A 21,381-nucleotide genomic window follows, 5' to 3' on the forward strand; every position below is an offset into this window, starting at 1 on the left:
CGTCTGGAGCCAACGATGCCACTTGATATTACCGAGATAATTCATCAGGCCTATAGATCGTTCACTTGGGGGCAACTGTTTTTATTCCCCCTGCTGACCTCTGTCTTGCTGATCAACCCAGCCCGACTGCCCTTAAGCTGGAACCTGCGCATTCACCAAGCACTGTTGATTGGCATGCTACTGCTTCCTTTATCACTGTTGGATTGGCACTCTGTCAAAGGTTGGAATACGGTCCAGGAAGCGCATCGTTCAACCCCGCTTTCAAACGATCACCCGCTCATTACTGGCATAAAACAATCCGAGACACAGACAATATATGAGAGCCCGGGCTTACTCAGCCACCAAGACTTTAGTTTACGGCCAGACGATTTTCTTTATTTTCTGAGTGGCCTACTGCTGTTTGCAAGCAGCCTGGGGCTGATGTTGTTCGTCGTTCGCCTGCTGATCAATCATTTCTATCTGCGTGGTCTCTTCAGACAAGCCAACACTACTGTCAAACAGGGTTCCTTTTGTATTGTTCGATCAAACTCCATTCGCTCGGCATTTTCCATTGGCTTTCTCAAAAAGAGAGTCTTTCTCCCGGCCAGTTTATTAAAGGGCAGCGCAGAAGAAGCGCTTATTATCGAACACGAGAAAACCCATTTTAACTGCCGGCACCACTACTGGACCCTGGCCGAGCAGTGTTTGAGACATGTTTTTTGGTTTAACCCTCTTATGCATCACTTTCACCGCCGTGGCGAACTACTTAGAGAGCTGCAGTGCGATCAAATCACCGTATGCAAAAGCAGCCCGCTTCACTACAGCAAACTGCTGTTAAGTAGTGCTCAGCGAGTACAAGGCGAAGCAAAGCGCAGCCCTGGAACCCAACACTGGCTGCATAAAAAAACTCTTAAACGGAGACTTCAAATGCTACTCAAAGCGCAATCGTTTAATAAAAAGCTTATTTTGATACCGGGCGGAATCCTGCTGATTAGCTTTGTTTTGCTGGCAACGGCTCAATGGCAAAATCAGGACCACTATCTTGAAGAGCTTGCCCTTAATCATATCGAACATGAATATCAAATCAGCCTGAAAAAGCACCCGGCTGTTAAGTATGCCGAAGTTCCCCAGAGCTTAACTCAAGCCCTGTTAAAACATGAGGATCAGGATTTCTTTAACCACAATGGCATCAGCCTGAAAGCCACAAGCCGGGCCATGTTGAGCAACTTCTCCGCCTGGCTCAGCGGAGAGGGCCGATTTGTGTCTGGCGGCTCAACCATTACGCAGCAACTCGCAAAATCATTTTTGAAAGAAAAACGTTCGCTGTCCAGAAAAATGAGAGAAGCAAAGCTGGCTCGCATTATTGAGGCGAACTTCAGCAAAGAAGAGATTCTGGAAATGTACCTCAACCGGGTTTACTTTGGAAACAATGCCTGGGGATTGGCTTCAGCTTCTCACAGGTATTTTTCAAAACCCTACCAAAAATTGAATCTATCGGAAGCTGCGATGTTGATTCCGTTTCTGGAAGCGCCAACACAATACAATATGATTAAAAACCCCCAACTGGCCAGTTCCCGCCAGTTGAACTTACTGCGCAAACTGGAGCAGTAAACAGCAACCCTGTTACCAGGCCAAATACCATGTCCTACTCTACAGGCCATTGGTATTTGGGCTTGCGCATATCAACCACCAGGGTTTCAGAAATTTTATCTTGAATGGCCTGACGATTCGGGTCCCAGAAAATTTGAACAAAGCCCATGAGGCCTGTCGCCAAACCGGCGCCATAGCCACCATATCGACCAAAGCTCTCCCACAAGCCCATCTGGTCGCCATTCAGCTTGATCACTTTCAAACCCAGTAAATACTTGCCGACGGTTTGTCCGGTAAAGCGGGTATTCATGACACTGAAGTAAAAAGCAGCCCAGCCAAAGCCCAAACCCAGATCCGCCAGCAAGGCATGAATAAAGCCCATAATGGAATGGCCATTGTACGTGGAAGAACTTTCTTCTGGTGCCGTATTGGTAACCTCACTTTCTTCTGAGGCTGTCTGGACTTGTTCCTGAGTGTCGGCTGTTTTCTTTTGCCGTTCAGAACCGGACGTTTCAATCGATTTATCAATTGTCGTATCTGTCAATAACGTTTGATACGACACTGGCAGGCTGTTTCGGAGGGTTTCTGCCTGTTCTGGGCTTACACCGGTTTCCTCCAACGCCACGCCCATCAGTTGCTCTGCAACCGCTGCAGGCGCATTCATTTCCACCAGCTGTCCCGCGAACTCGTCAAGCATCGGCTGCCAACAGGCGATCAAGGATGGGCAGTGTTCAGAGTTGATGGATTCACGCTTTTCGCTGATGCGTTGACGTTGCTGAATGGCCACACTGGTATAAGCTACACTTTCTGCCAGAGATAAATCCTGAGCATCACCGAATTCCACATCCCAGCCTCGTTCAGAAACGCCACCTTGCAAATCCTTCTCAGCAAAATACAGTGCTGCCATGCTGAATAAAATCAGACTTGCCAATACCCGCAAAGAAACCCTTAAGACCGGACGCTCATCGGCCAAGGCAAAGCGTCGGCTGATTTGCCAAAATAATATCGCCATCAAACCAGCCAACAGCATACTGCTGAGCTCGGCGAGCAGGAGAACAATGGTTAAATCAATGAGAATTGCCATCAACCGCTTCAACGGTGATGCCAATGCGGTACCGTATAGCTCAGGCGATACACTGAAGGCATAAGGGGTAATGAATTTCTTTGAGTCTTTTGAGCTTTGCGTTACCGCTGCAAGGTCTTCAGTCATTCACCCCTACCTGATGTGAATAAATCGAATTTTGTGTTTTGGAGGAAAGCGCATTACCGCTCAGGCTTTACGACGGGAATAGGCACCCAGCGCCGCGCAGCTTAAACCACAGATCGCGCCCAGTAAACCCAGGGAAGTCCCCGCCTGGAAGGGGCTTATGCCTCCCGCTCTCATATCGAGAAAAACGGCAATAAACGCACAGAGTCCGCCCACCGCAATACCTGCAAAGCCCCAGGCAAGACCTTTCGCCCTGCCAGCGACAATCGGGGCAGTACCCTCTTCAGACTCTGCAATTCGCAGCTGCTCAAGCTCAATGTCAAAGGCTGACGCCAGGGCTTTTTGGGTTTCCAGCGACGCTCGCCCATCGCGCTCCACACGCTGAACCGTGCGATAACTGATGCCGGCTATGTCGGCCAATTGTTCCTGAGACCAGGCCTTTTGCTGGCGCAGCGTTTTTACAAGCTGATGATTAATCATATATTCCATCGTTGGATCCCTTGTGCTTTTGAAAAACAAAAGCTTCTCAGGACCGCTATTTTTTGAACACGTCAAACCGGCGACACAGCACGACAAAGCCACGACAGAAGTAACTGTCGTGGCTTTAGAACCTATAACAGTCCCAGTTCCCGCTGTTTTTTCTTGGACAGTGCCGTAGAGATCATCTTATAAGATTCACTGATGTAATAACGCAGTTCTTCATCTTCACTGTCATCGGCATCAAACTGCTGAATCCATTTCATACCACGAGAAGCGAGATAAGGCGCTGGACGATACCCTTCTTTATTCTCAAGAAAGTGGTAATTGTTATCCGAGGTTTTAAAGGTGAAGCCCGTTTGCTTCTCTTTTGTCCAACCGCCGATGGCGAAAACCTTGCCGCCCACTTTCCAGACGTCGGCACCGCCCCATTGCACCACATGTTCCGCGGCCTTAAAAGACGCACAGTACTGATTAAACTCTTCATGGGTCATTGCGAGCTACCTCCCTCAATTACGCTTGGCGAACGGAGACATGTATTTCTGCTTCGTCACTGAGAGGCTCCCAGTTCGCCTTGGAATCCGTATACAAATGATGGCGCAAAGTCATTTGCTCATCACCTTCGCTGATCAAGCCTACCGGAATATACAGACTGTTGGAATCGTTTGGTCCGGGCAGATTGGAGCCGCAAATACGACAAAAAGAGGTTTGCCAATCGTGTCCGGGCTTGTGCCAGGTTTTGATATGCTCTTCTCCATTGAGCCACTGAAAGCTGTCGCGCGCCACGATAGCGACAGCAATACCACCACTTGCGGTAGCACGACGGCAAATTGGACAGTGACAGACATAAACGTCCTTAGTGGAATCCTCTGCCTGAAAGCGAACAGACTCGCAGTTGCAGTGCCCTTTTATCATTGACTTCACCATTCAGGTATTTTCTTACTGGCAATATTCACAGACAAAAACGGCCACACAATGGTGGCCGTTTTGAGTCAATCAGAATCTCAGGATTCTGCTTTTTTCTTTTCCCAGAGATCGGCGTTTTTAATCTCCAGCGCTTCTGGATCAAAGCTGTATTCTTCAACACCGGCTTTGCGCTGTGCTTCATAGTCACGCAATGCTTTAATCGCCGGTTTTGCGATAAAGAAGATAATGATGATACCTACGATGTTCAACCAGGCCATCAGACCAACACCAATATCACCAAGACCCCAAGCGAGTGTCGCAGCTTTCACACTGCCGTAGAACACGGCAAACATCATGATCACTTTCAAGATAAAGAAAGCACCCGGGATTTTGATGGTACGCAGAACATAAGACACATTGGTTTCGGCGATGTAGTAGTACGCCAAAATGGTGGTGAAGGCAAAGAAGAACAGGGCAATGGCTACAAACGGTTTACCAATACCTGGAAATGCTGATTCAATAGCATGCTGCGTAAATGCGGGACTATTTGGATCTACATAAGCCATTTCGGCTGGGAAATTGCGAACCATGTAATCGATGTTTTCAAAACCCAATTTGACGGTATTTTCATCCATCACATCATACATTCCAGTAATCAAAATCATAAACGCGGTGGCAGAACATACAAACAACGTATCGATGTAGACCGAAAATGCTTGTACCAATCCTTGCTGAGCCGGATGCTGAACTTCCGCTGCCGCAGCAGCATGTGGCCCTGTACCCTGACCTGCCTCATTAGAGTAAACACCACGTTTAACCCCCCAGCCAATTGCCGCACCAAACGCTGCCATCGGACTAAAAATATCCGACATAATCAGACTAAAGACTGCCGGCACCTTGTCGACATTGAGCACTAATACTACGCAGGCAACGATAATATAAGACAGGGCCATAAATGGGACCACAAACTCCGCAAACTTTGCTATTCGCTTGAGACCTCCAAAGATAATGAAACCTAGAATCATGACCACTACTGCGCCGACAATGACCTTAGTGGAACTAATATGCCCAAGGGCTGTATCCAGCATTGTTCCACTACCAAAAGCCACATCAACTGCATTGCCAATAGCATTCGATTGAACGGTTGGCAGCAATACACCACACGCCAGAATCGTCGCGGTAGCGAACAGAATGCCATACCATTTCTGGCCAGTGGCTTTCTCAATATAAAAAGCCGGACCGCCACGATACTGGCCTTCGTGCTCTTCTTTATAAATCTGTGCCAGAGTGGATTCTACGTAGGCGGTCGAGGCTCCAAGAAAGGCCACCACCCACATCCAGAACACCGCACTCGGGCCACCAAAACCGATCGCCGCAGCAACACCGGCAATGTTACCGGTACCTACGCGTCCCGACAGGGAAACCGCCAGTGCCTGGAAGGAAGACACTCCCCGATCTGAGGCTCCGCCGGAAAACAACAAGCGGATCATTTCTTTAAACAGTCGCAGCTGGGCAAAGCGCGTCATGATGCTGAAAAACAAACCTGCAGCCAGGCAGGTGTAAATCAAAGCGGGACTCCACACAACGCCATTAATGGCATCAACAATGGTCTGCAAGGAAGTGCCGGAATCAGCAGTGGCTGCAACAGCAGCTTCCGCTGCCTGAGCCGCCTGTTCGGCTACAGTTTCTGGGGTCTCTGACATGAGGAAACCTTTCTTATGATTTATAGGGAATAGCGGGTGGTCAGGGTAACGGCTCTGACCTCAAATATCACTATAAAGAACGAGTGGGGTGGGAAAAACCCGAAAAAAGAGGGGCTGGGGCCCCGTAATCAAAGGAGATAGAGGATATGAAATCAAAATAACCGATTGGCATCCCATGACGGATGCCAATCGGGTCCTACTCCCGCTTAAAAGCGGTATTCCAGGTCAATGCCGTAAGTTCTCGGCTCAGTCAGGGAAACGGTTGGTGCCGCCAGGCTTGAAGCCGCCAGGCCGCCCGGGATACTGGTGTAACGGTTATCCAGCAGATTTTGTCCCCACAATGCGATGCCGTAACGGTCATCCTGGCTACGCCAAGCAATGCGGGCATTCAGGAATTTACGATCATCCCCGAAGTTTTCGATCATTTCATATTCAGGTAGATAACCCGGGTCATTGGCGTCGAATTGCTGCTCCTTGAAGACATAATCAACGTGCAGATTCATCTGGCCCTCGGCGAGATCCCAAGCCCAGTCCAAGGTGAAGGTGTATTCATCCAGGGTATCTGCGGTTTCCTGATCGCCGCCACGAGTATTCCCGTTGGCATCGATGTACTCAGCATAACGGCTGCTGGTTTCGCGCTGCGTGGTTACCAAGCCTAGCTGGAGGTTGTCCGTTGGCAGCCACTGCATCACCAACTCCCAACCATCAATGTCTTCATCGCCGGAAATAATGATCGGTGCTGAAAAGCCCGGAATGTTTGGATCAGCCGAGAAAACCGAGCGTTGACGATTATCAAAGCTCATGTCGAAGAAGTTCAGACGGGTACGCAGGCGATCATTTAACCAGTCGGCCTTGACACCCAGTTCGATATTACTGACCTCTTCCGGTGCCAGAGGTTGGCTGGCAGTGTTTACAACAAAGCTGTCGAAGCCACCCGATGTGTAGCCCGTCGAGTAGGATGCAAACACCATGGCTTTGTCTGTCAGGCGATATTGCGCAATGGCACGACCAGTGGTTTTGCTCCAGCTGTCATTAGCCTGCACAACGCGATCGGTCACCAGACCTACGCCCTGCTGGCTCAATGGGCTGAGGAAGTTGGTCGCCTGGGGAATCAAGGCTGCAACCGGCAAGCCCGCTGCTGCGAGGGCGGCACGTTCCTGATTCAGAGCCGTGGCCAGCGGTGCCGTGCCGTTAAACCAGGTGAAATCTTTCTCATCTTTACTGTAGCGCAGACCGAAAATCAGATTGAAGTTATCCGTAACGCTGATGTCGATATCACTGTAGATGCCCCAGTTCACAAATTCGCCCGTGTTACGCACCTCCTCGGTAAACAGCTGACCGGAATAACTCGGCGCAACGAATCCTGCGGCCAGAATAGGACTGAAAGGCTGAATCTGTGCTGCAAAGGGGCTGGCGTACAAAAAGCCCAGCACACCGTTGTAGGATGCGGAAGACTGGTCCAGCGGGCCACCCAGTGCGCCGCCTGATAGCTGGTTCAGGGCACCGGTTAGCATCGCCCAGCCCTGCGGATCCCAAATGCTGTCAATGCTGAAACCCGCGCCGGCGGCAGCAAGCAGACCATTGGACACCTGGGTGGCCAAATTCGCACCGGTATCAGCGTTGGTGTTAATTTGGGTAACTTGGCTCTTATCTTCGCTGGAGTAGGTAAAGCCACCTACGTATTTGAAACGATCATTGGCAAAGTTCACCTGCAACTCGGTATAGAGCAGCTCACTGGTTTCGATGTTATCGGTATCCAGATAGCGATTAATATGATTGGTACCGTCCTCGTCCTGGCGATTGGTGGTGTCCAGATCACGATAGTTTGTCCACCAGGCCAGCGACCAATCCTCATTAATATCGTGTTCCAGGCGATAGCCTACGGAATACATATCGCGAGTTTCCTGGCCATTGATTACGTCATTGGCAATCACACCGCTGGTTGGCAGGCGGTTGTGTGAAAAATCACTGTAGCCAATCGAAGGCGCTGGACCATTATCGGAATCGTCAAAATCCGCGTTCAATTGCAAGCGGGTGTCATCGCTGACTTCCCACAACAAGGCTACACGACCGGTGAGCATGTCCTTGGCGTCAACATCCGCACCGCCAGTGTGCACATTATCAATATAGCCATCGCGCTTGTTCAGCATCAGGTTGGCACGCACCGCGACCTTATCCGATAAGGGCTGGTTAACCATGGCCTCCCAACGCTGGAAGTCATAATTACCCGCTTTCAGCTTAATAAAGCCTTCCTGCTCATCCAGCTGAGGACGGTTAGGCACAATGTTCACCGCACCCGCAGCAGCGTTGCGGCCAGCCAGAGTTCCTTGAGGGCCTTTCAAAACTTCAATTCGAGCCATATCCGAAAAGGAGATCGTGGTCGCTGAACGGGGCAGATAAACGCCGTCATAGAAGGTCGCAACCGATGCGTCCCCCCCGGAACTGATATTGGAGCTGGCGACACCACGAATGGTCAGCGTGCTCTGGGTTAAGGCGCCACCGGCTTCAAAGCCCGGAATGTAGTCCGCGATATCCTCCAGCAATAAGGCACCGGTGTTCTCGATGTCTTTGGAGGAATAGTTGTCGATGGCAATGGGGACATCCATCACATTCTGCTCACGCTTCTGAGCAGTAACGACGATTTCTTCCAGGGCGAACTTGGGTTCGCTGCTTTGCGCCGTAGCATTGGAAATTAATATCTGACTAATAGCCAGACTGAGAATAGCCGGCTTGTATGGTGAGTATTGCGACATAACGCTCTCCGTCTTATGACATTTATTATAGTTATCACTTGTTGTTATAGCTTTGAGAGAGCAATCTGCCAGATTCTTAAATCACTTGCTTAGCGTTTTCAAAAATCGTCATTGATTGTTGAAAAATAACGTTAGCCACTGCACATGATGAATAGTGAATTCACTCCGGTGTTGAGCCTTTTTGAAATTCGGAAGCCTGCCGGGGCTGATTTCTGAATAATGGTGAAATCTGGCGCCATGAGAAACAAGCCGGTAGACTAGCCTTAAAAGCGGGAAAACCCGCACAGCTGAGACAGCGTTAGTTATGGCCATTGCTATAAGCGACGCCGCAACTGTCCAGCTCGAACAAGAATAAACGCCGACCTGCAAAAACAGGCGCGAGGACACCGTTTTAGCCGTGAATAATCTGATTGATATCTTTATCAGCTTTTCCCTTTCCCAGTTATTACTGTGTACCGTATTACTGCTTCGCCGGCCCCAGGCACATTCCTTAAGTGAAAAATTATTTATCGCCCTGTTGCTCGCCGATGCGGCGTACTTGATTATTCCCTGGGTCAGCGCTGATTGGGCCAAGGCTATTCTTTATCCAGCGCAAACCATGGTACCCGCCCTGTTCTGGTTGTTCAGTTACAGCTTGTTTGATGACCATTTTCGTTTGCGCCCCTGGCAGGCCATCCCCTTCATTATTACGGTGCTGCTACCGACCTTGGGGTCAGCACTGGACATGAGCGATTCAGGTTTATCAGGAATGTTCTGGTTTAAAATTCCCCAATTCAGTGAATTTGTTCTGCTTACTTGGGCCCTGCGGGTTATTTTGCAACACTGGCAGGATGATCTACTGGAGAATCGCCGGAACCTGAGGATTTGGTTCTCAGCTTTTATTGGCTTCTATATCTTTGCGCTGATTGCTGCCCAGCAACTGCTTTTCCCCAGCGCCGAGTGGCTGGAAATATGGCAGTATGCGCCAGCTGGCCTGATGCTGTTCCTGTGCAATTGCGTGTTATTGGAATTCAAGCCCGACATCTTTCTGCAAGCCACCCACCCCGCCGCTGAACAGCAACAACAAGAGGCCAGCGCAGAAGACCATAAAGCCCCGGAAACTGAGACAAAAGAGCAAGAAGAAATTCCCGAAGAGGTGTTGGAAACCATTTCGGAGCTGATGGAAAATGAAAAAATCTATCGTGAAATGGGATTAACCATCGGACAGCTTGCCGAGAAGGTCGATATTCAGGAATATCGCTTGCGACGCATTATTAATGCCGGTCTGGGCCACAGAAACTTCAACGACTTCCTCAATCGCTATCGCGTACGCGAAGCCTGCGAGCGTCTTTCCAACCCTGCGGAACAAGAAACCGCCGTGTTGAATATCGCACTGGATGCCGGTTTTCGCTCATTAAGCTCATTCAATAAGGCCTTCAAAGACAGCCAAAACCTAACCCCTACGGCGTTTCGCAAAAGTCGGCTGGAACAAGCCCAATAACTCCAGGCTGAAATATTCTCAACTGAGGCAATATCCCGAATAGCTTTCGCTGCCGAATTTTAAAATCACTGAGATTTAGCCTTTTAATGGCGGCATTCTCAAGCTGTTACAACAATAACAGCAGTGAGTGATCAGCCATGATAAAGCGTTTTTTTCTGAGCGGCCTAATTGCCAGCATGATGAGCGGGCCAATACATGCCCAGGACTCAACCCCAAACGCCCATTCCATTGAACAGGGCAAGCAGCTTTTTCAGAGTTGTGCCAGCTGCCATGGTCAGGATGCAGAGGGCCAGAAAGCACTCGGCGCTCCACCCCTGGCCGGCCAATTACCCTCTTACCTCGAACGCGCCATGACGGAGTTCGCGAGCGGCAAACGAGGCAAAGAAGATCACTATGCCCAGCAAATGTCTGCCATGTCTGGCTTGTTGCAAAACGAAGCACAACGCAACGCCATTGTGACTTATCTCAGCAGTCTGAAAACCAAAGATATCCAGGTGCCCAACCGCAGCAGCGACGCAGCCTATCGTCTCTACCAAGCCAATTGCGGCGGCTGCCATGGCGTAAAAGCGGAAGGCAATAAAGCACTTAATTCACCTCGCCTTGCGGGCATGGACGCCGCTTATCTGCAGCGCCAGTTGGAACACTTCAAAAGCGGTAAACGCGGTGGCAGCAGTCGCTACGCAAAGCAAATGCAGATGATGGCCAACACGCTAAAAAATGCCGATGACATCGCTCTGGTGAGCAAATTTATTTCAACCCTGTAGAGCGTTACGATGATTAGCAGTCTTATCCTAGCCGCAGGAATTACCCTGAGTGCCGAATGCCCCAGAGGCTTTGAGCTTGTCGGTGGCAGCCGTTGTGAACTGCGTACCGTATACCAGTTCTACGATTCACTGCAAAACCGGGGCGTAGGGGGTACGCAAACCAGCTTGCCTGCCCACGTCGACGGTTACAGCCCGCAGCAAATCGACTTGGGACGCTATTTGTTTTTTGATCCGATTCTGTCGGCCAATCAGGTGCAGTCCTGTGCCAGCTGCCACCAACCCGACAAAGGCTTCAGTGATGGCCACGGTCGCTCGGTGGGCTTTGATGGCGAGCTATTGCCGCGCTCTGCACCTACCTTGTGGAACAGCGCTTTTTTGGATCGTTTCTTTTGGGACGGCCGAGCAAAAACCCTGGAAGAGCAAGCTAAAGGGCCGCTGTACGCCGCCGCGGAAATGAACAACACACCCGAAGCACTGTTGCAACGGTTGAACGCCAATGACAATTATCGTCGTTTGTTTTCAGAGGCCTTTCCGGGAAGCAAGGAAATCGTCGAATCCAATGTTTTAACGGTCCTGGCCGCCTTCCAGGCTTCATTGATTTCCCTAAACAGTCGCTATGACCGTTACGCCCATGGTGACCACAGCGCCCTGAATGAAGAAGAAATCGCAGGCATGAACGTTTTTCGTTCCTTCGTCGCTCGCTGCAGTGAGTGCCACACCCCGCCGCTGTTTACCAACAATCAAATTGCCGTCATCGGCACGCCGGAACCGGAGGGCATGGAGCTGGATATCGGCGCGGAAAAAACTTTCGGCACGTCGGTACTGAAAGGTGGCTTCAAAGTCCCCACTTTGAGAAACATTGAATTTACCGGCCCGTACATGCATTCAGGGGTTTTTCCAACGTTGCGTGAAGCGACCGAATTTTACAACAAAGGCCGGGGTCATGCGGTACCCAATGGCGTGGAGATGCAAATCCACTGGCACATTTGGGAACCCGATCTGAAAGAAGAAGAGCTGGATTTAATTGTCAGCTTTATGAAAACCCTGAGCGACGAAACCTTTAAACCTGAAACACCCAAGCAAGTGCCCTCTGGCCTTGCAGTGCTTGCCGATGTGCAGGAATCCTCACCCGCACTGGACGCAAAGAGCAAGAGCGAAATGCAGGCAAAGCATAGTAAATCTGATCAATCCATCCCGAAGACAGCCATGAGACGATAACAATGAACAAAAGCCTTTTACTTGCGGCCATCACCTTAGCAGTTGGCTTTGGACTCGGCCAATACCTGGCCAAGGACAATGCCCCTGTCATTAAAGCCAACAAACCCGATAAAAGTTTTGCTGGCGGTTATGAAGCCAAGCAAGACGACACACTGAAGAGCAATGCCGATGTGGTTTTACCCGGCAGCGGCGACACCATTACGGTGAACCCCGGCCAGAAAATCCAGGATGCGGTTATTGCCGCCAAGCCTGGCGATACCATCATGGTCATGCCCGGAAAATATGAAGAAACTATTTACATTGATAAAGACAGTATTCGTTTAATCGGTGTGATTCAGGAAGGTCAACGTGCCGAACTGAACGGTCGAGGCGAACTCAACGATGCGATTTTGTATTCTGGTAACAACATCACCGTCGAAAACTTTCTGATCACAAAATACAAAGGCAATGGCATTATGGGCCAGGCCGGTAACAATTTTGAGATCCGCGGTAATGTGATTGTTGATACCGGCGTTTACGGCATTTTCCCCCAGCTCGGTAAGAATGGCATTGTGTCTCACAATATTATTTCCGGCATTGAAGATGCCGCTATTTATGTGGGCATGAGCGATAATATTCACGTTGCGCACAATGAGGTATTCGACTCCGTTGCCGGCATTGAAATTGAAAACAGTCGCCACAGCATTGTTGAAAACAACTATGTTCACAATAACACCGGCGGCATCCTGGCCTTTATTACTCCGGGCCTGCCCATCAAAACCACCTACGATGTCATCATTCGTAACAACTTTGTTGTGGGCAACAACCATAAAAACTTTGGTGCACCTGGCTCGACTGTAGCAGGCATTCCACCTGGCACTGGTATTCTGGTAATGGCGGCCGATGAAGTTGTGATTGAAAACAACATCATCACCGATAATAAAACCGCCGGCATTATGATTACCGATCACTACAATGCGCCGAACACAACCATCGATGAAGGCTCTGACCCCTACCCCGATCAGGTTGCTATTTTGGATAACCTGATGCTGCGCAACGGTTACGACACCATCGATGAAGTAAAAGCCCTGATGTTGACCGAATTAAAAACCGGCAACCCGGATATTGTTCGCGCTGGTAAAAGTAACGATAGCTGCATTTACAACCGTCACCGTTACATCACCGTTGGCATTAATGACTTCAAAGACTGTGAATTTAACAACACCAAAGATGTTGTGACTTACCTACTGGACGAACCTGTGCCACCGCGTGAAATCACTGCGGAGAACAAAGGTAAAATTGCTTACCTGGGTATCTGCACCGGCTGTCACAGCTACACTGGTCGCATCGTTGGGCCACCAGTACAGCTGATTCAAGCACTGTACATGGAAAATCCTCAAGGTCTGGCCGATTACATTGCCAACCCTGTGAAAAAGCGTGACGACTATCCGGAAATGCCGCCACAAAATTATCTGGATGAAGAAACTCGTCTGGCCGTAGCGGAGTACATGCTTAGCCGAACCAACTAGAATTAGCAGGACCCAACAAAAAAGGGCAGAGTAAAAACTCTGCCCTTTTTTGTTGCAAGTCGAAAAGAAGTTTATTCTGGTAGCGTAACATTCAACTCCAGAATTGAACACTCGTCATTATTGTCCAGATTCACCTTCACTTGCTCATCATCGATTTCCACATACTTGCGGATAACAGCGAGAATTTCCTGCTGCATTTTTTCGATGTATTCAGGCTGCTCGCGTTTATTGCGCTCGTGGGCCACAATAATCTGCAAACGTTCCTTCGCTACGGAAGCCGAACTCGGCTTTTTCTGAGACCTGAAATAACTAAAAATACTCATCTTACGCTCCCATCAAACGCTTGAAGAATCCTTTCTTCTCGACATCCAGGAAACGGTGCTCAATTTCTTCTCCGAACAGACGACCAACCGCATCAGCATAGGCCTGACCGGAATTGGAATCCGAATCCAGAATTACCGGGCTACCCTGGTTAGAGGCTTTCAAAACGGCTTCACTTTCAGGAATCACACCCAGAAGCTCAATGGCCAGAATTTCTTTCACATCTTCAACACTGAGCATTTCGCCTTCTTCAACACGCTCTGGGTTATAGCGGGTCAACAGCAGTTTTTCTTCCACCACTTCGCCCTTTTCCGCCTTACGGGATTTGCTCTGCAAAATACCCAGAATACGATCGGAGTCACGCACGGAGGAGACTTCAGGATTGGTCACAACCACTGCCATGTCGGCAAAATACAAGGCCATTTGTGCACCACGCTCAATACCGGCAGGGGAATCACAAACAATGAAGTCGAAATCTTCGCTCAGCTCATCCAGAACTTTTTCAACGCCTTCCTGGGTCAAGGCATCTTTATCGCGAGTCTGGGACGCCGGCAGGATGTACAGATTGTCGACGCGCTTATCCTTGATCAGGGTCTGCTTCAGATTGGCTTCGCCATTAATTACATTAACAAAATCGTAAACCACACGACGCTCACAACCCATAATCAAATCCAGATTACGCAGGCCCACATCGAAATCGATAATGACGGTTTTGTGGCCGCGCTGGGCCAGGCCGGTTCCAATGGAAGCACTGGTGGTGGTTTTACCCACACCGCCTTTTCCTGAAGTTACTACGATAATTTTTGCCACTCGTTCACCTACTTGTCATTAATCTGAGCGATGGTCAATCGCTCGTCTTTTAATTGAATATGAGCTGCCTGCTTCCAGGCTTTGTCCTTCAGCTCATCACTTAAAATAAATATGCCCGCCACTGAAACCAATTCAGCTTCAAGCTGCTGGCAGAAAATTCGCGCATTGCTGTCGCCTTTCACACCGGCCAGAGCACGGCCGCGTAAAGGCGCATAAATATGAATGTTCCCGTCCGCCAGCACCTCGGCACCTTCACTCACCTGGGCCAACACAATCAAATCGCAACCTTCGGCGTAAATTTGCTGGCCGCCACGTACTGGTCGCTCGATGATTTTTGCGGGTCTATGTACCAGCTTTTCCTGAATTTCAACACGAGTTTCAATAATCGTTGTGACCGCTTCTTCTACCGCCTCTTCCTCACGCGGGGATTCAAGTGTCATCTCCACCTGCTCACCGTCGCCATTGGGAAGCAATTCCGCGGCAGGGGTATTATCTGCTTCAACCGCATGAACAGACGCTGAGCGTGCAGCCCCCGGCAAAGCCGGCAATCCCGTAGTTTTCACCGATTCCAGCAACGCTTCATCGACAGAACGAAATGCCATTGGATGCAAACCGGCCTCAAAGCAATCGGCAATCAGCGGCTTAAAATCGACGTGGGTATGTTCAGGGCTGAATTTTTCAAGACTGATGACCACAGCCGAATCCGCAAATAATTGCGGGGCCTGCGATACTTTGTCCTGCAATTGGGATAAAAATTCCGTGGAGGGGTACTGCTTCAACTCCAGCACGATGGAGGTGATATTGCTTCCTTTCAGTTGGAAGCACACTTCAGATGAACTCATTACTGCCAATGGGCCTTATATAAAAACTCGCCAAAGTGCCTAGTTTACCGCCTTTGGGAGGAAAAGGTAGCGGAAAAGTCGAGAGAAAAGGCAAGGCTACGTATTGAGCGGAGCAGGAAGATTAAAACGATCAATTTTCAACCAGATCGAAATACTGATTACTTCCCACCTGCGACATCAATAAAGCTTCCAGTGACAAACGAAGCCTCTTCAGACAACAACCAGGCAATCGCCTGAGCCACCTCTTCCGGCTCACCGCCACGCTGTAAGGGGATCTGATCCGCAAGGCGATCAACCCGCCCGGGTTCACCGCCGTCGGCATGCATCTCGGTATAAATTAAACCCGGACGCACACCGTTCACACGAATATTTTTTCCCGCCAATTCTTTGGCCAGCCCTACCGTCATGGAATCCAGAGCACCTTTTGAAGCGGCGTAGTCGATGTACTCAAAAGGTGAACCCGTTATCGCCGCCAGAGAGGAGACGTTCACAATAGCCGCCCCCGACGCCATGCGCTTAATGGCCTCCTGCAAGCAATAGAAACTGCCCAGCACATTGGTGTTCAGAATGGTTTTAAAACGATCGGCGTCAATATCCCCAAAGCCACATTGCTTAAACAGAATTCCAGCATTGTTAACGAGGTGACTGAGTTGGCCGTGTTCCTGATCGATGATTTCGAAAAGATCTTTCACCTGAGTTTGATCGGCAATATCGGCCTGCGCGATATATGCCTGACCTCCTCCGGCAAGGATGTTGTCACGCAGGGTTTCGGCACTGTGTATATCGCGGCGATAATTAATAATGACCCGATACCCCTGGCCAGCCAAATGTTTCGCCGTTGCCGCACCGATTCCTCGACCAGCGCCCGTGATTAAAACCAGCTTGTCCATCGTCACCTCATTGCGAGTTGAATGTTTTTTCAGGCATAAAAAAACCCGCTTGCGCGGGCTTTTTGTTTTAGGCGTCCGGGTTGCCGTAGCTCATTAAACGCTCGTAGCGTTTTTCCAGAAGCTCTTCGATGGGCACCTCTGCCAGACGATCCACCTGCTCGACCAAATGAGTTTTTAAGCTCGCGGCCATGGTATCGATATCCCGGTGAGCACCGCCCAGTGGTTCTGGAATTGTCGTATCGACAATGCCCAGATTTTCCAGATTATCAGAAGTCACCCCCATGGCTTCGGCAGCCAGCGGCGCTTTCTCAACGGTTTTCCAGATAATGTTGGCACAGCCTTCCGGAGAAATTACAAAATAAGTGGAGTACTGCAACATATTCAGTTGATCACCCACACCAATCGCCAAGGCACCACCGGAAGAACCTTCACCGATCACGGTGCAGATAATGGGCGTACGCAGGCGAGACATGACAGCCAGGTTCTGGGCAATAGCTTCAGAAATACCGCGCTCTTCCGAATCGATACCCGGATAGGCCCCCGGAGTGTCGATCAACGTCAGAACCGGCATTTTGAAACGCTCGGCCATTTCCATCAAACGCAGAGCTTTACGATAACCCTCTGGACGGGGCATACCAAAGTTACGGCTTACTTTTTCGGTTACGCTGCGGCCTTTCTCTTCACCGATAACCATAACCGGCTTGCCTTCCAGACGAGCAACACCACCAATGATGGCCTTGTCATCTCCGAAGTGACGATCACCGTGCAACTCATCCCAATCATCAAAAATTCGAGCAATATAATCTGAGCTGTAAGGGCGCTGTGGATGGCGAGCGACCTTTACGATGTCCCAAGGACTCAAATTGGAATACAGACTCTCGGTCAGCTTATTGCTCTTTTCGCGGAGCTTGCTGATTTCTTCAGTAATATTGAGATCGTTATCCGCACTTACCAACTGAAGCTCTTCAATCTTGGCTTCCAGGTCGGCAATGGGCTGCTCAAAATCCAGGTAATTTGGGTTCATAGGTGCTTGGGCGCCTTTGCTCTCTAATGGGGGTCCGAACGGAGCTCTGTACAAAAAACCAGCAAATATTCAGCGCCTGTACAGCTAGCTTTAGCGCGCAAATGCCGGTGACTCCGCTACCATTTAAATAGGCGTAACGATACGCGAAAGCGCCTTCCGAGTCGACTATAAATCAGTCTTGAGAGACGGACAAACTCGCCAATTAAGGCGCCAATTTGCCCGTGTTGATCCCCTACAGTCCGCAGCATCCACACTCGTCGATCAATACACCAGGCTGACTCGCTCACTGCCCAGACTGGCCTTCAGCTCATCAATTAACTCATCATTCGGAGCGACTCGCCAGCGAGACCCCAAAACCAGCTCGGCCTGGGCGTCCTGACGACTGTACTCCACCAACAATGGACAACCTTGCTCATTGAGATGCGGGTTGAAAACGCCTGCAAGCTGGGATATGAAGTCTTTCGGCATGCTGGTGTTATCGATCTGTAATTTTAAACCCCTGGCACGTTGCTGGCGGGCCTGAGTCAAGCTCGATACGGCGTCGGTGCTCATCTTCAAACCACCGGAATAATCGTCATGACTGACCTTGCCGGTAAGAATCAGCAAATTGTCTTTCGCCAGTAGATCTTTGAATTTTTCAAAGGCCTCGGGAAAGATCGCCACATCAATACGACCGGTACGATCATCCAGCGACACGATGGCCATGGAAGCGCCCTTCTTGGTTTTCATCACTCGCATGTCGACAACCAGACCACCCACTTGTTGGGATTCCTTGTCCGCGCGTAACTCACTGATGCGCGAGCTGACCAGGTGCTTCATCTCGGCGTGGTATTCATCAATCGGGTGGCCGGTGAGATAGAGCCCCAGAGTAGAACGCTCGCCTTCCAAACGTTCTTTCAAACTCCAGCGACGGGTACGCTCGACAAATTCTTCATAAACATCACCCGCAGACGCCTGGGGAACCACTTCGCCAAACAAATCGACCATGCCAGCATTAGCATTCGCGTTTGCCTGCTCAGCCGCTTTAACCGCTTCCGGAATAGCATCCATCAAAATCGATCGGGATAAATCAAGATCGGCTTGCGGACCGATGCTGTCTAATGCGCCACAACTGACCAGAGCTTCCAACGCGCGTTTGTTTACCTTGCGTGAATCGACTCGGGCACAGAAGTCAAACAAATCGCTGAAAGGCCCTTCTTCGCGGGCTTTCAAAATGGCTTCTACCGGGCCTTCACCCAAACCTTTAATCGCGCCCAAACCATAAACAACCGCATCTTCATCATTGACCGAGAACTGGAACTCTCCGAGGTTGACATCAGGCGGCAGAAGCTTCAGCTTCATCTCCCGACACTCCTCGATAAAGGTCACCACCTTTTCGGTTTTATCCATATCCGAAGACATGGTGGCCGCCATAAACTGGGCGGGGTAATGGGCCTTTAACCAGGCCGTTTGATAAGACACTACCGCATAGGCAGCCGAGTGGGATTTGTTAAAACCGTAACCCGCGAATTTTTCCACCAGGTCGAAAATTTTCATCGCCAGGGTGCCATCAATGCCCTGTTCGATGGCGCCTGCCTCAAAGGTTGAACGCTGCTTGGCCATTTCCTCGGGTTTTTTCTTACCCATGGCTCGACGCAGCATGTCCGCACCACCAAGGGTGTAACCCGCGAGTTCCTGAGCGATCTGCATGACCTGCTCCTGGTAAACGATAACCCCGTAGGTGGGCTTCAGAATCGGTTCCAGTTTTTCGTGCTGATATTTTGCATCCGGGTAAGCCACTTCCGCTCGACCGTGCTTACGGTTTACGAAGTCATCAACCATGCCCGAATCCAAAGGGCCCGGACGGAACAGCGCCACCAGTGCGATCATGTCTTCAATATTATCGGGCTGGAGGCGTTTAATCAGATCCTTCATACCTCGGGATTCCAACTGGAATACCGCTGTGGTTTCGGCTCTTTTCAGCAGCTTAAAGGTTTCGTCATCGTCTAGGGGGATGGCCGCAATATCAAGCTCGGGCTCGCCTTTGGCCAGCAGTCGCTTGTCGATCATTTTTTTCGCCCAGTCGATGATGGTCAGGGTACGCAACCCCAGGAAGTCAAACTTCACCAGACCCGCTGATTCCACATCGTTTTTATCGTACTGGGTTACCAGGCCCGCACCGCTTTCATCACAGTACAGCGGCGCAAAGTCGGTCAGTTTGGTGGGCGCAATAACAACACCACCGGCGTGCTTACCCACGTTACGGGCCACACCTTCGAGCTGCTTGGCCATGTCCCAGATTTCCTGACCATCAGCATCGTCCGCCAAAAATTCTCTCAGGGCTTCTTCGCCGTCATAGGCTTTAGCGAGAGTCATCCCCGGATCGGCCGGAATCAGTTTCGAGAGTTTGTCGGCCAAGCCGTAGGACTTGCCCTGGGCACGAGCCACGTCGCGCACCACAGCTTTTGCGGCCATGGTACCGAAGGTAATAATCTGACTTACCGCATCACGACCATAGGTGTCGGCCACATAGCTGATCACCTGATCTCGGTTGTCCATGCAGAAGTCAACGTCGAAGTCGGGCATCGAAACCCGTTCCGGGTTCAGGAATCGCTCGAACAGCAGATCGTATTCCAATGGATCGAGGTCGGTAATTTTCTGGGCATAGGCCACCAAAGACCCCGCACCAGAACCACGCCCCGGCCCCACGGGAATATCGTGATCTTTCGCCCACTGGATAAAGTCCATTACGATGAGGAAGTACCCTGGGAATCCCATCTGCATAATAATATCGAGTTCGAACTGCAGGCGATCTGTGTATTCCTTCAAACGCGCCGGGTAATCATCCGCTTCCGTATCGGGCAGAATAATATCCAGACGTTCAAATAAACCTTCGTAAGAAATTTTTTCAAAGAAGACGTTGGTCTGCAGCATCGCGGCATATTCAGCTTCGCCTTCACGTCCAGCCCATTTTTCCTGCATGGCTTTCGCCGCCCATCCCTGAAGGGTGTCGTAGGGAATGCGTTCTTTGAAAAATGGATCCGATTCAAAATCATCGGGGATTGGGTAATCCGGTAAGTAATAGGTACCCAATTCAATATCCACACTGCAACGCTTGGCAATTTCTACCGAGTTCTGCAGAGCTTCAGGAATATCGCTGAACAATTCTTCCATCTCAGCCGGGCTGCGCAGGTATTGCTGGTCGGAATATTTACGCTCGCGACGTTTGTCGTCCAGAGCCATACCTTCACCGATACAAACTCGTGCTTCATGCACTTCAAACTCTTCAGCATCCAAAAAACGAACATCGTTGGTGGCGACAACCGGGCATTGAGCCGCCGTTGCTAAATCAACAGCGGCATGCAGGTAATCTTCTTCGTTTTCGCGCCCGGTGCGCTGTAACTCAAGATAAAAACGATCGGGGAAATCCTGCATCCAGCGTTGCAGGGACGCTTCTGCCTGAGCACGTCGTTCCGCTACCAGTGATAATCCAATATCACCCAGCCGGCCTCCCGACAAAGCAATAATGTCTTCATTTTTTTCGCTCAGCCATTCGCGCTTGAGATAGGGGTGCGCATGCACCTGGCCTTCCTGATAAGCCTTGGAAATCAACTCGGTAATGTTGCGATAGCCTTTCGGCCCCATCGCCAATAAGGTCAGCAAGGTCGGCTTGCCCTCGCCATCTTCCGGTGCCACCCAGAAATCCGCTCCAGCAATTGGCTTCACACCAGCTCCATGACAAGCATTATAAAACTTGATCAAACCATAAAAGTTGCAATGGTCGGTTACCGCGACCGCAGGCATTCCCATTTCGGCAACTTTCGCAACCAGGGGCTTAATGCGTACGATACTGTCTACCAGGGAGTATTCCGTGTGTAGACGCAAGTGAATAAATGAGGTGGACATGGAGTCTCGCTGTTTTTCTTAAGA

The 21,381-nt window shown here is 50.2% G+C and carries 17 protein-coding genes; 5 read left to right on the top strand and 12 right to left on the bottom strand.

What is annotated here, in order from left to right; all coding sequences use genetic code 11:
- Nucleotides 1-15 precede the first annotated feature (15 nt).
- Nucleotides 16-1,590: a transglycosylase domain-containing protein gene (locus tag G8768_RS15610; protein ID WP_166845061.1), complete on the top strand. Its 1,575-nt coding sequence runs from the start codon at nt 16-18 to the stop codon at nt 1,588-1,590.
- A gap of 34 nt (nt 1,591-1,624) precedes the next feature.
- Here the strand turns inward: G8768_RS15610 and G8768_RS15615 are convergent, their stop codons facing one another.
- The 6 genes from G8768_RS15615 to G8768_RS15640 all read right to left on the bottom strand — a co-directional run bounded on the left by G8768_RS15615 (nt 1,625) and on the right by G8768_RS15640 (nt 8,615).
- A complete protein-coding gene (locus G8768_RS15615; protein ID WP_166845059.1) occupies nt 1,625-2,779 on the bottom strand; it encodes an RDD family protein in 1,155 nt (384 codons plus the stop codon).
- 60 nt (nt 2,780-2,839) lie between these two features.
- Complete coding sequence (locus tag G8768_RS15620) at nt 2,840-3,265, bottom strand: helix-turn-helix transcriptional regulator (protein WP_166845056.1); 426 nt, start codon at nt 3,263-3,265, stop codon at nt 2,840-2,842.
- A 122-nt stretch (nt 3,266-3,387) separates the two neighbouring features.
- Nucleotides 3,388-3,747 carry an MmcQ/YjbR family DNA-binding protein gene (locus G8768_RS15625; protein ID WP_166845054.1) on the bottom strand — a complete coding sequence of 120 codons (360 nt, stop codon included), beginning with the start codon at nt 3,745-3,747 and terminating at the stop codon, nt 3,388-3,390.
- Between the two features lie 19 nt (nt 3,748-3,766).
- Nucleotides 3,767-4,180, bottom strand: coding sequence for a GFA family protein (locus G8768_RS15630; protein WP_208020190.1), 414 nt, complete (start codon nt 4,178-4,180; stop codon nt 3,767-3,769).
- A gap of 77 nt (nt 4,181-4,257) precedes the next feature.
- Nucleotides 4,258-5,862, bottom strand: a complete 1,605-nt coding sequence (locus G8768_RS15635) for an alanine/glycine:cation symporter family protein (protein WP_243749510.1) — start codon at nt 5,860-5,862, stop codon at nt 4,258-4,260.
- A 206-nt stretch (nt 5,863-6,068) separates the two neighbouring features.
- Entirely contained in the window at nt 6,069-8,615 is a 2,547-nt protein-coding gene (locus G8768_RS15640; RefSeq protein WP_166845050.1) for a TonB-dependent receptor, read from the bottom strand.
- 397 nt (nt 8,616-9,012) lie between these two features.
- Between G8768_RS15640 and G8768_RS15645 the strand changes: the two genes are divergently transcribed.
- The 4 genes from G8768_RS15645 (at nt 9,013) to G8768_RS15660 (ending at nt 13,585) form a co-directional block, all read left to right on the top strand.
- Nucleotides 9,013-10,095, top strand: coding sequence for a helix-turn-helix domain-containing protein (locus tag G8768_RS15645; protein ID WP_166845048.1), 1,083 nt, complete (start codon nt 9,013-9,015; stop codon nt 10,093-10,095).
- Between the two features lie 137 nt (nt 10,096-10,232).
- Complete coding sequence (locus G8768_RS15650) at nt 10,233-10,859, top strand: c-type cytochrome (protein ID WP_166845046.1); 627 nt, start codon at nt 10,233-10,235, stop codon at nt 10,857-10,859.
- Nucleotides 10,860-10,868: 9 nt separating this feature from the next.
- On the top strand, nt 10,869-12,077 hold the full coding sequence (locus tag G8768_RS15655; RefSeq protein ID WP_166845044.1) for a cytochrome-c peroxidase: 1,209 nt from the start codon (nt 10,869-10,871) through the stop codon (nt 12,075-12,077).
- Between the two features lie 2 nt (nt 12,078-12,079).
- Complete coding sequence (locus tag G8768_RS15660) at nt 12,080-13,585, top strand: parallel beta-helix domain-containing protein (RefSeq protein WP_166845042.1); 1,506 nt, start codon at nt 12,080-12,082, stop codon at nt 13,583-13,585.
- A gap of 71 nt (nt 13,586-13,656) precedes the next feature.
- Here G8768_RS15660 and minE read toward each other — a convergent pair whose 3' ends face one another.
- From minE to dnaE, 6 genes are all read right to left on the bottom strand, one after another.
- Nucleotides 13,657-13,908 (bottom strand): cell division topological specificity factor MinE, encoded by a 252-nt coding sequence (gene minE, locus G8768_RS15665; protein WP_166845039.1) that lies wholly within the window; start codon nt 13,906-13,908, stop codon nt 13,657-13,659.
- A gap of 1 nt (nt 13,909) precedes the next feature.
- Complete coding sequence (minD, locus tag G8768_RS15670; protein ID WP_166845037.1) at nt 13,910-14,716, bottom strand: septum site-determining protein MinD; 807 nt, start codon at nt 14,714-14,716, stop codon at nt 13,910-13,912.
- A gap of 8 nt (nt 14,717-14,724) precedes the next feature.
- Entirely contained in the window at nt 14,725-15,558 is an 834-nt protein-coding gene (gene minC / locus G8768_RS15675; RefSeq protein WP_166845035.1) for a septum site-determining protein MinC, read from the bottom strand.
- A gap of 158 nt (nt 15,559-15,716) precedes the next feature.
- Complete coding sequence (locus G8768_RS15680) at nt 15,717-16,448, bottom strand: SDR family oxidoreductase (RefSeq protein ID WP_166845033.1); 732 nt, start codon at nt 16,446-16,448, stop codon at nt 15,717-15,719.
- Between the two features lie 67 nt (nt 16,449-16,515).
- Nucleotides 16,516-17,472, bottom strand: a complete 957-nt coding sequence (locus G8768_RS15685; protein ID WP_166845031.1) for an acetyl-CoA carboxylase carboxyltransferase subunit alpha — start codon at nt 17,470-17,472, stop codon at nt 16,516-16,518.
- Between the two features lie 261 nt (nt 17,473-17,733).
- Nucleotides 17,734-21,357, bottom strand: coding sequence for a DNA polymerase III subunit alpha (gene dnaE / locus G8768_RS15690; protein WP_166845029.1), 3,624 nt, complete (start codon nt 21,355-21,357; stop codon nt 17,734-17,736).
- Between the last annotated feature and the right edge of the window lie 24 nt (nt 21,358-21,381).

It is taken from the genome of Pseudoteredinibacter isoporae (assembly GCF_011602085.1).
GTDB classification, from domain to species: domain Bacteria; phylum Pseudomonadota; class Gammaproteobacteria; order Pseudomonadales; family Cellvibrionaceae; genus Pseudoteredinibacter; species Pseudoteredinibacter isoporae.

What these genes read in the sequence shown, in the direction of transcription:
- G8768_RS15610 (WP_166845061.1), top strand. Translation starts at nt 16, where the DNA reads ATGCCACTTGATATTACCGAGATAATTCATCAGGCCTATAGATCGTTC.
- G8768_RS15615 (WP_166845059.1), bottom strand. Translation starts at nt 2,779, where the DNA reads ATGACTGAAGACCTTGCAGCGGTAACGCAAAGCTCAAAAGACTCAAAG.
- G8768_RS15620 (WP_166845056.1), bottom strand. Translation starts at nt 3,265, where the DNA reads ATGGAATATATGATTAATCATCAGCTTGTAAAAACGCTGCGCCAGCAA.
- G8768_RS15625 (WP_166845054.1), bottom strand. Translation starts at nt 3,747, where the DNA reads ATGACCCATGAAGAGTTTAATCAGTACTGTGCGTCTTTTAAGGCCGCG.
- G8768_RS15630 (WP_208020190.1), bottom strand. Translation starts at nt 4,180, where the DNA reads ATGGTGAAGTCAATGATAAAAGGGCACTGCAACTGCGAGTCTGTTCGC.
- G8768_RS15635 (WP_243749510.1), bottom strand. Translation starts at nt 5,862, where the DNA reads ATGTCAGAGACCCCAGAAACTGTAGCCGAACAGGCGGCTCAGGCAGCG.
- G8768_RS15640 (WP_166845050.1), bottom strand. Translation starts at nt 8,615, where the DNA reads ATGTCGCAATACTCACCATACAAGCCGGCTATTCTCAGTCTGGCTATT.
- G8768_RS15650 (WP_166845046.1), top strand. Translation starts at nt 10,233, where the DNA reads ATGATAAAGCGTTTTTTTCTGAGCGGCCTAATTGCCAGCATGATGAGC.
- G8768_RS15655 (WP_166845044.1), top strand. Translation starts at nt 10,869, where the DNA reads ATGATTAGCAGTCTTATCCTAGCCGCAGGAATTACCCTGAGTGCCGAA.
- G8768_RS15660 (WP_166845042.1), top strand. Translation starts at nt 12,080, where the DNA reads ATGAACAAAAGCCTTTTACTTGCGGCCATCACCTTAGCAGTTGGCTTT.
- minE (WP_166845039.1), bottom strand. Translation starts at nt 13,908, where the DNA reads ATGAGTATTTTTAGTTATTTCAGGTCTCAGAAAAAGCCGAGTTCGGCT.
- minC (WP_166845035.1), bottom strand. Translation starts at nt 15,558, where the DNA reads ATGAGTTCATCTGAAGTGTGCTTCCAACTGAAAGGAAGCAATATCACC.
- G8768_RS15680 (WP_166845033.1), bottom strand. Translation starts at nt 16,448, where the DNA reads ATGGACAAGCTGGTTTTAATCACGGGCGCTGGTCGAGGAATCGGTGCG.
- G8768_RS15685 (WP_166845031.1), bottom strand. Translation starts at nt 17,472, where the DNA reads ATGAACCCAAATTACCTGGATTTTGAGCAGCCCATTGCCGACCTGGAA.
- dnaE (WP_166845029.1), bottom strand. Translation starts at nt 21,357, where the DNA reads ATGTCCACCTCATTTATTCACTTGCGTCTACACACGGAATACTCCCTG.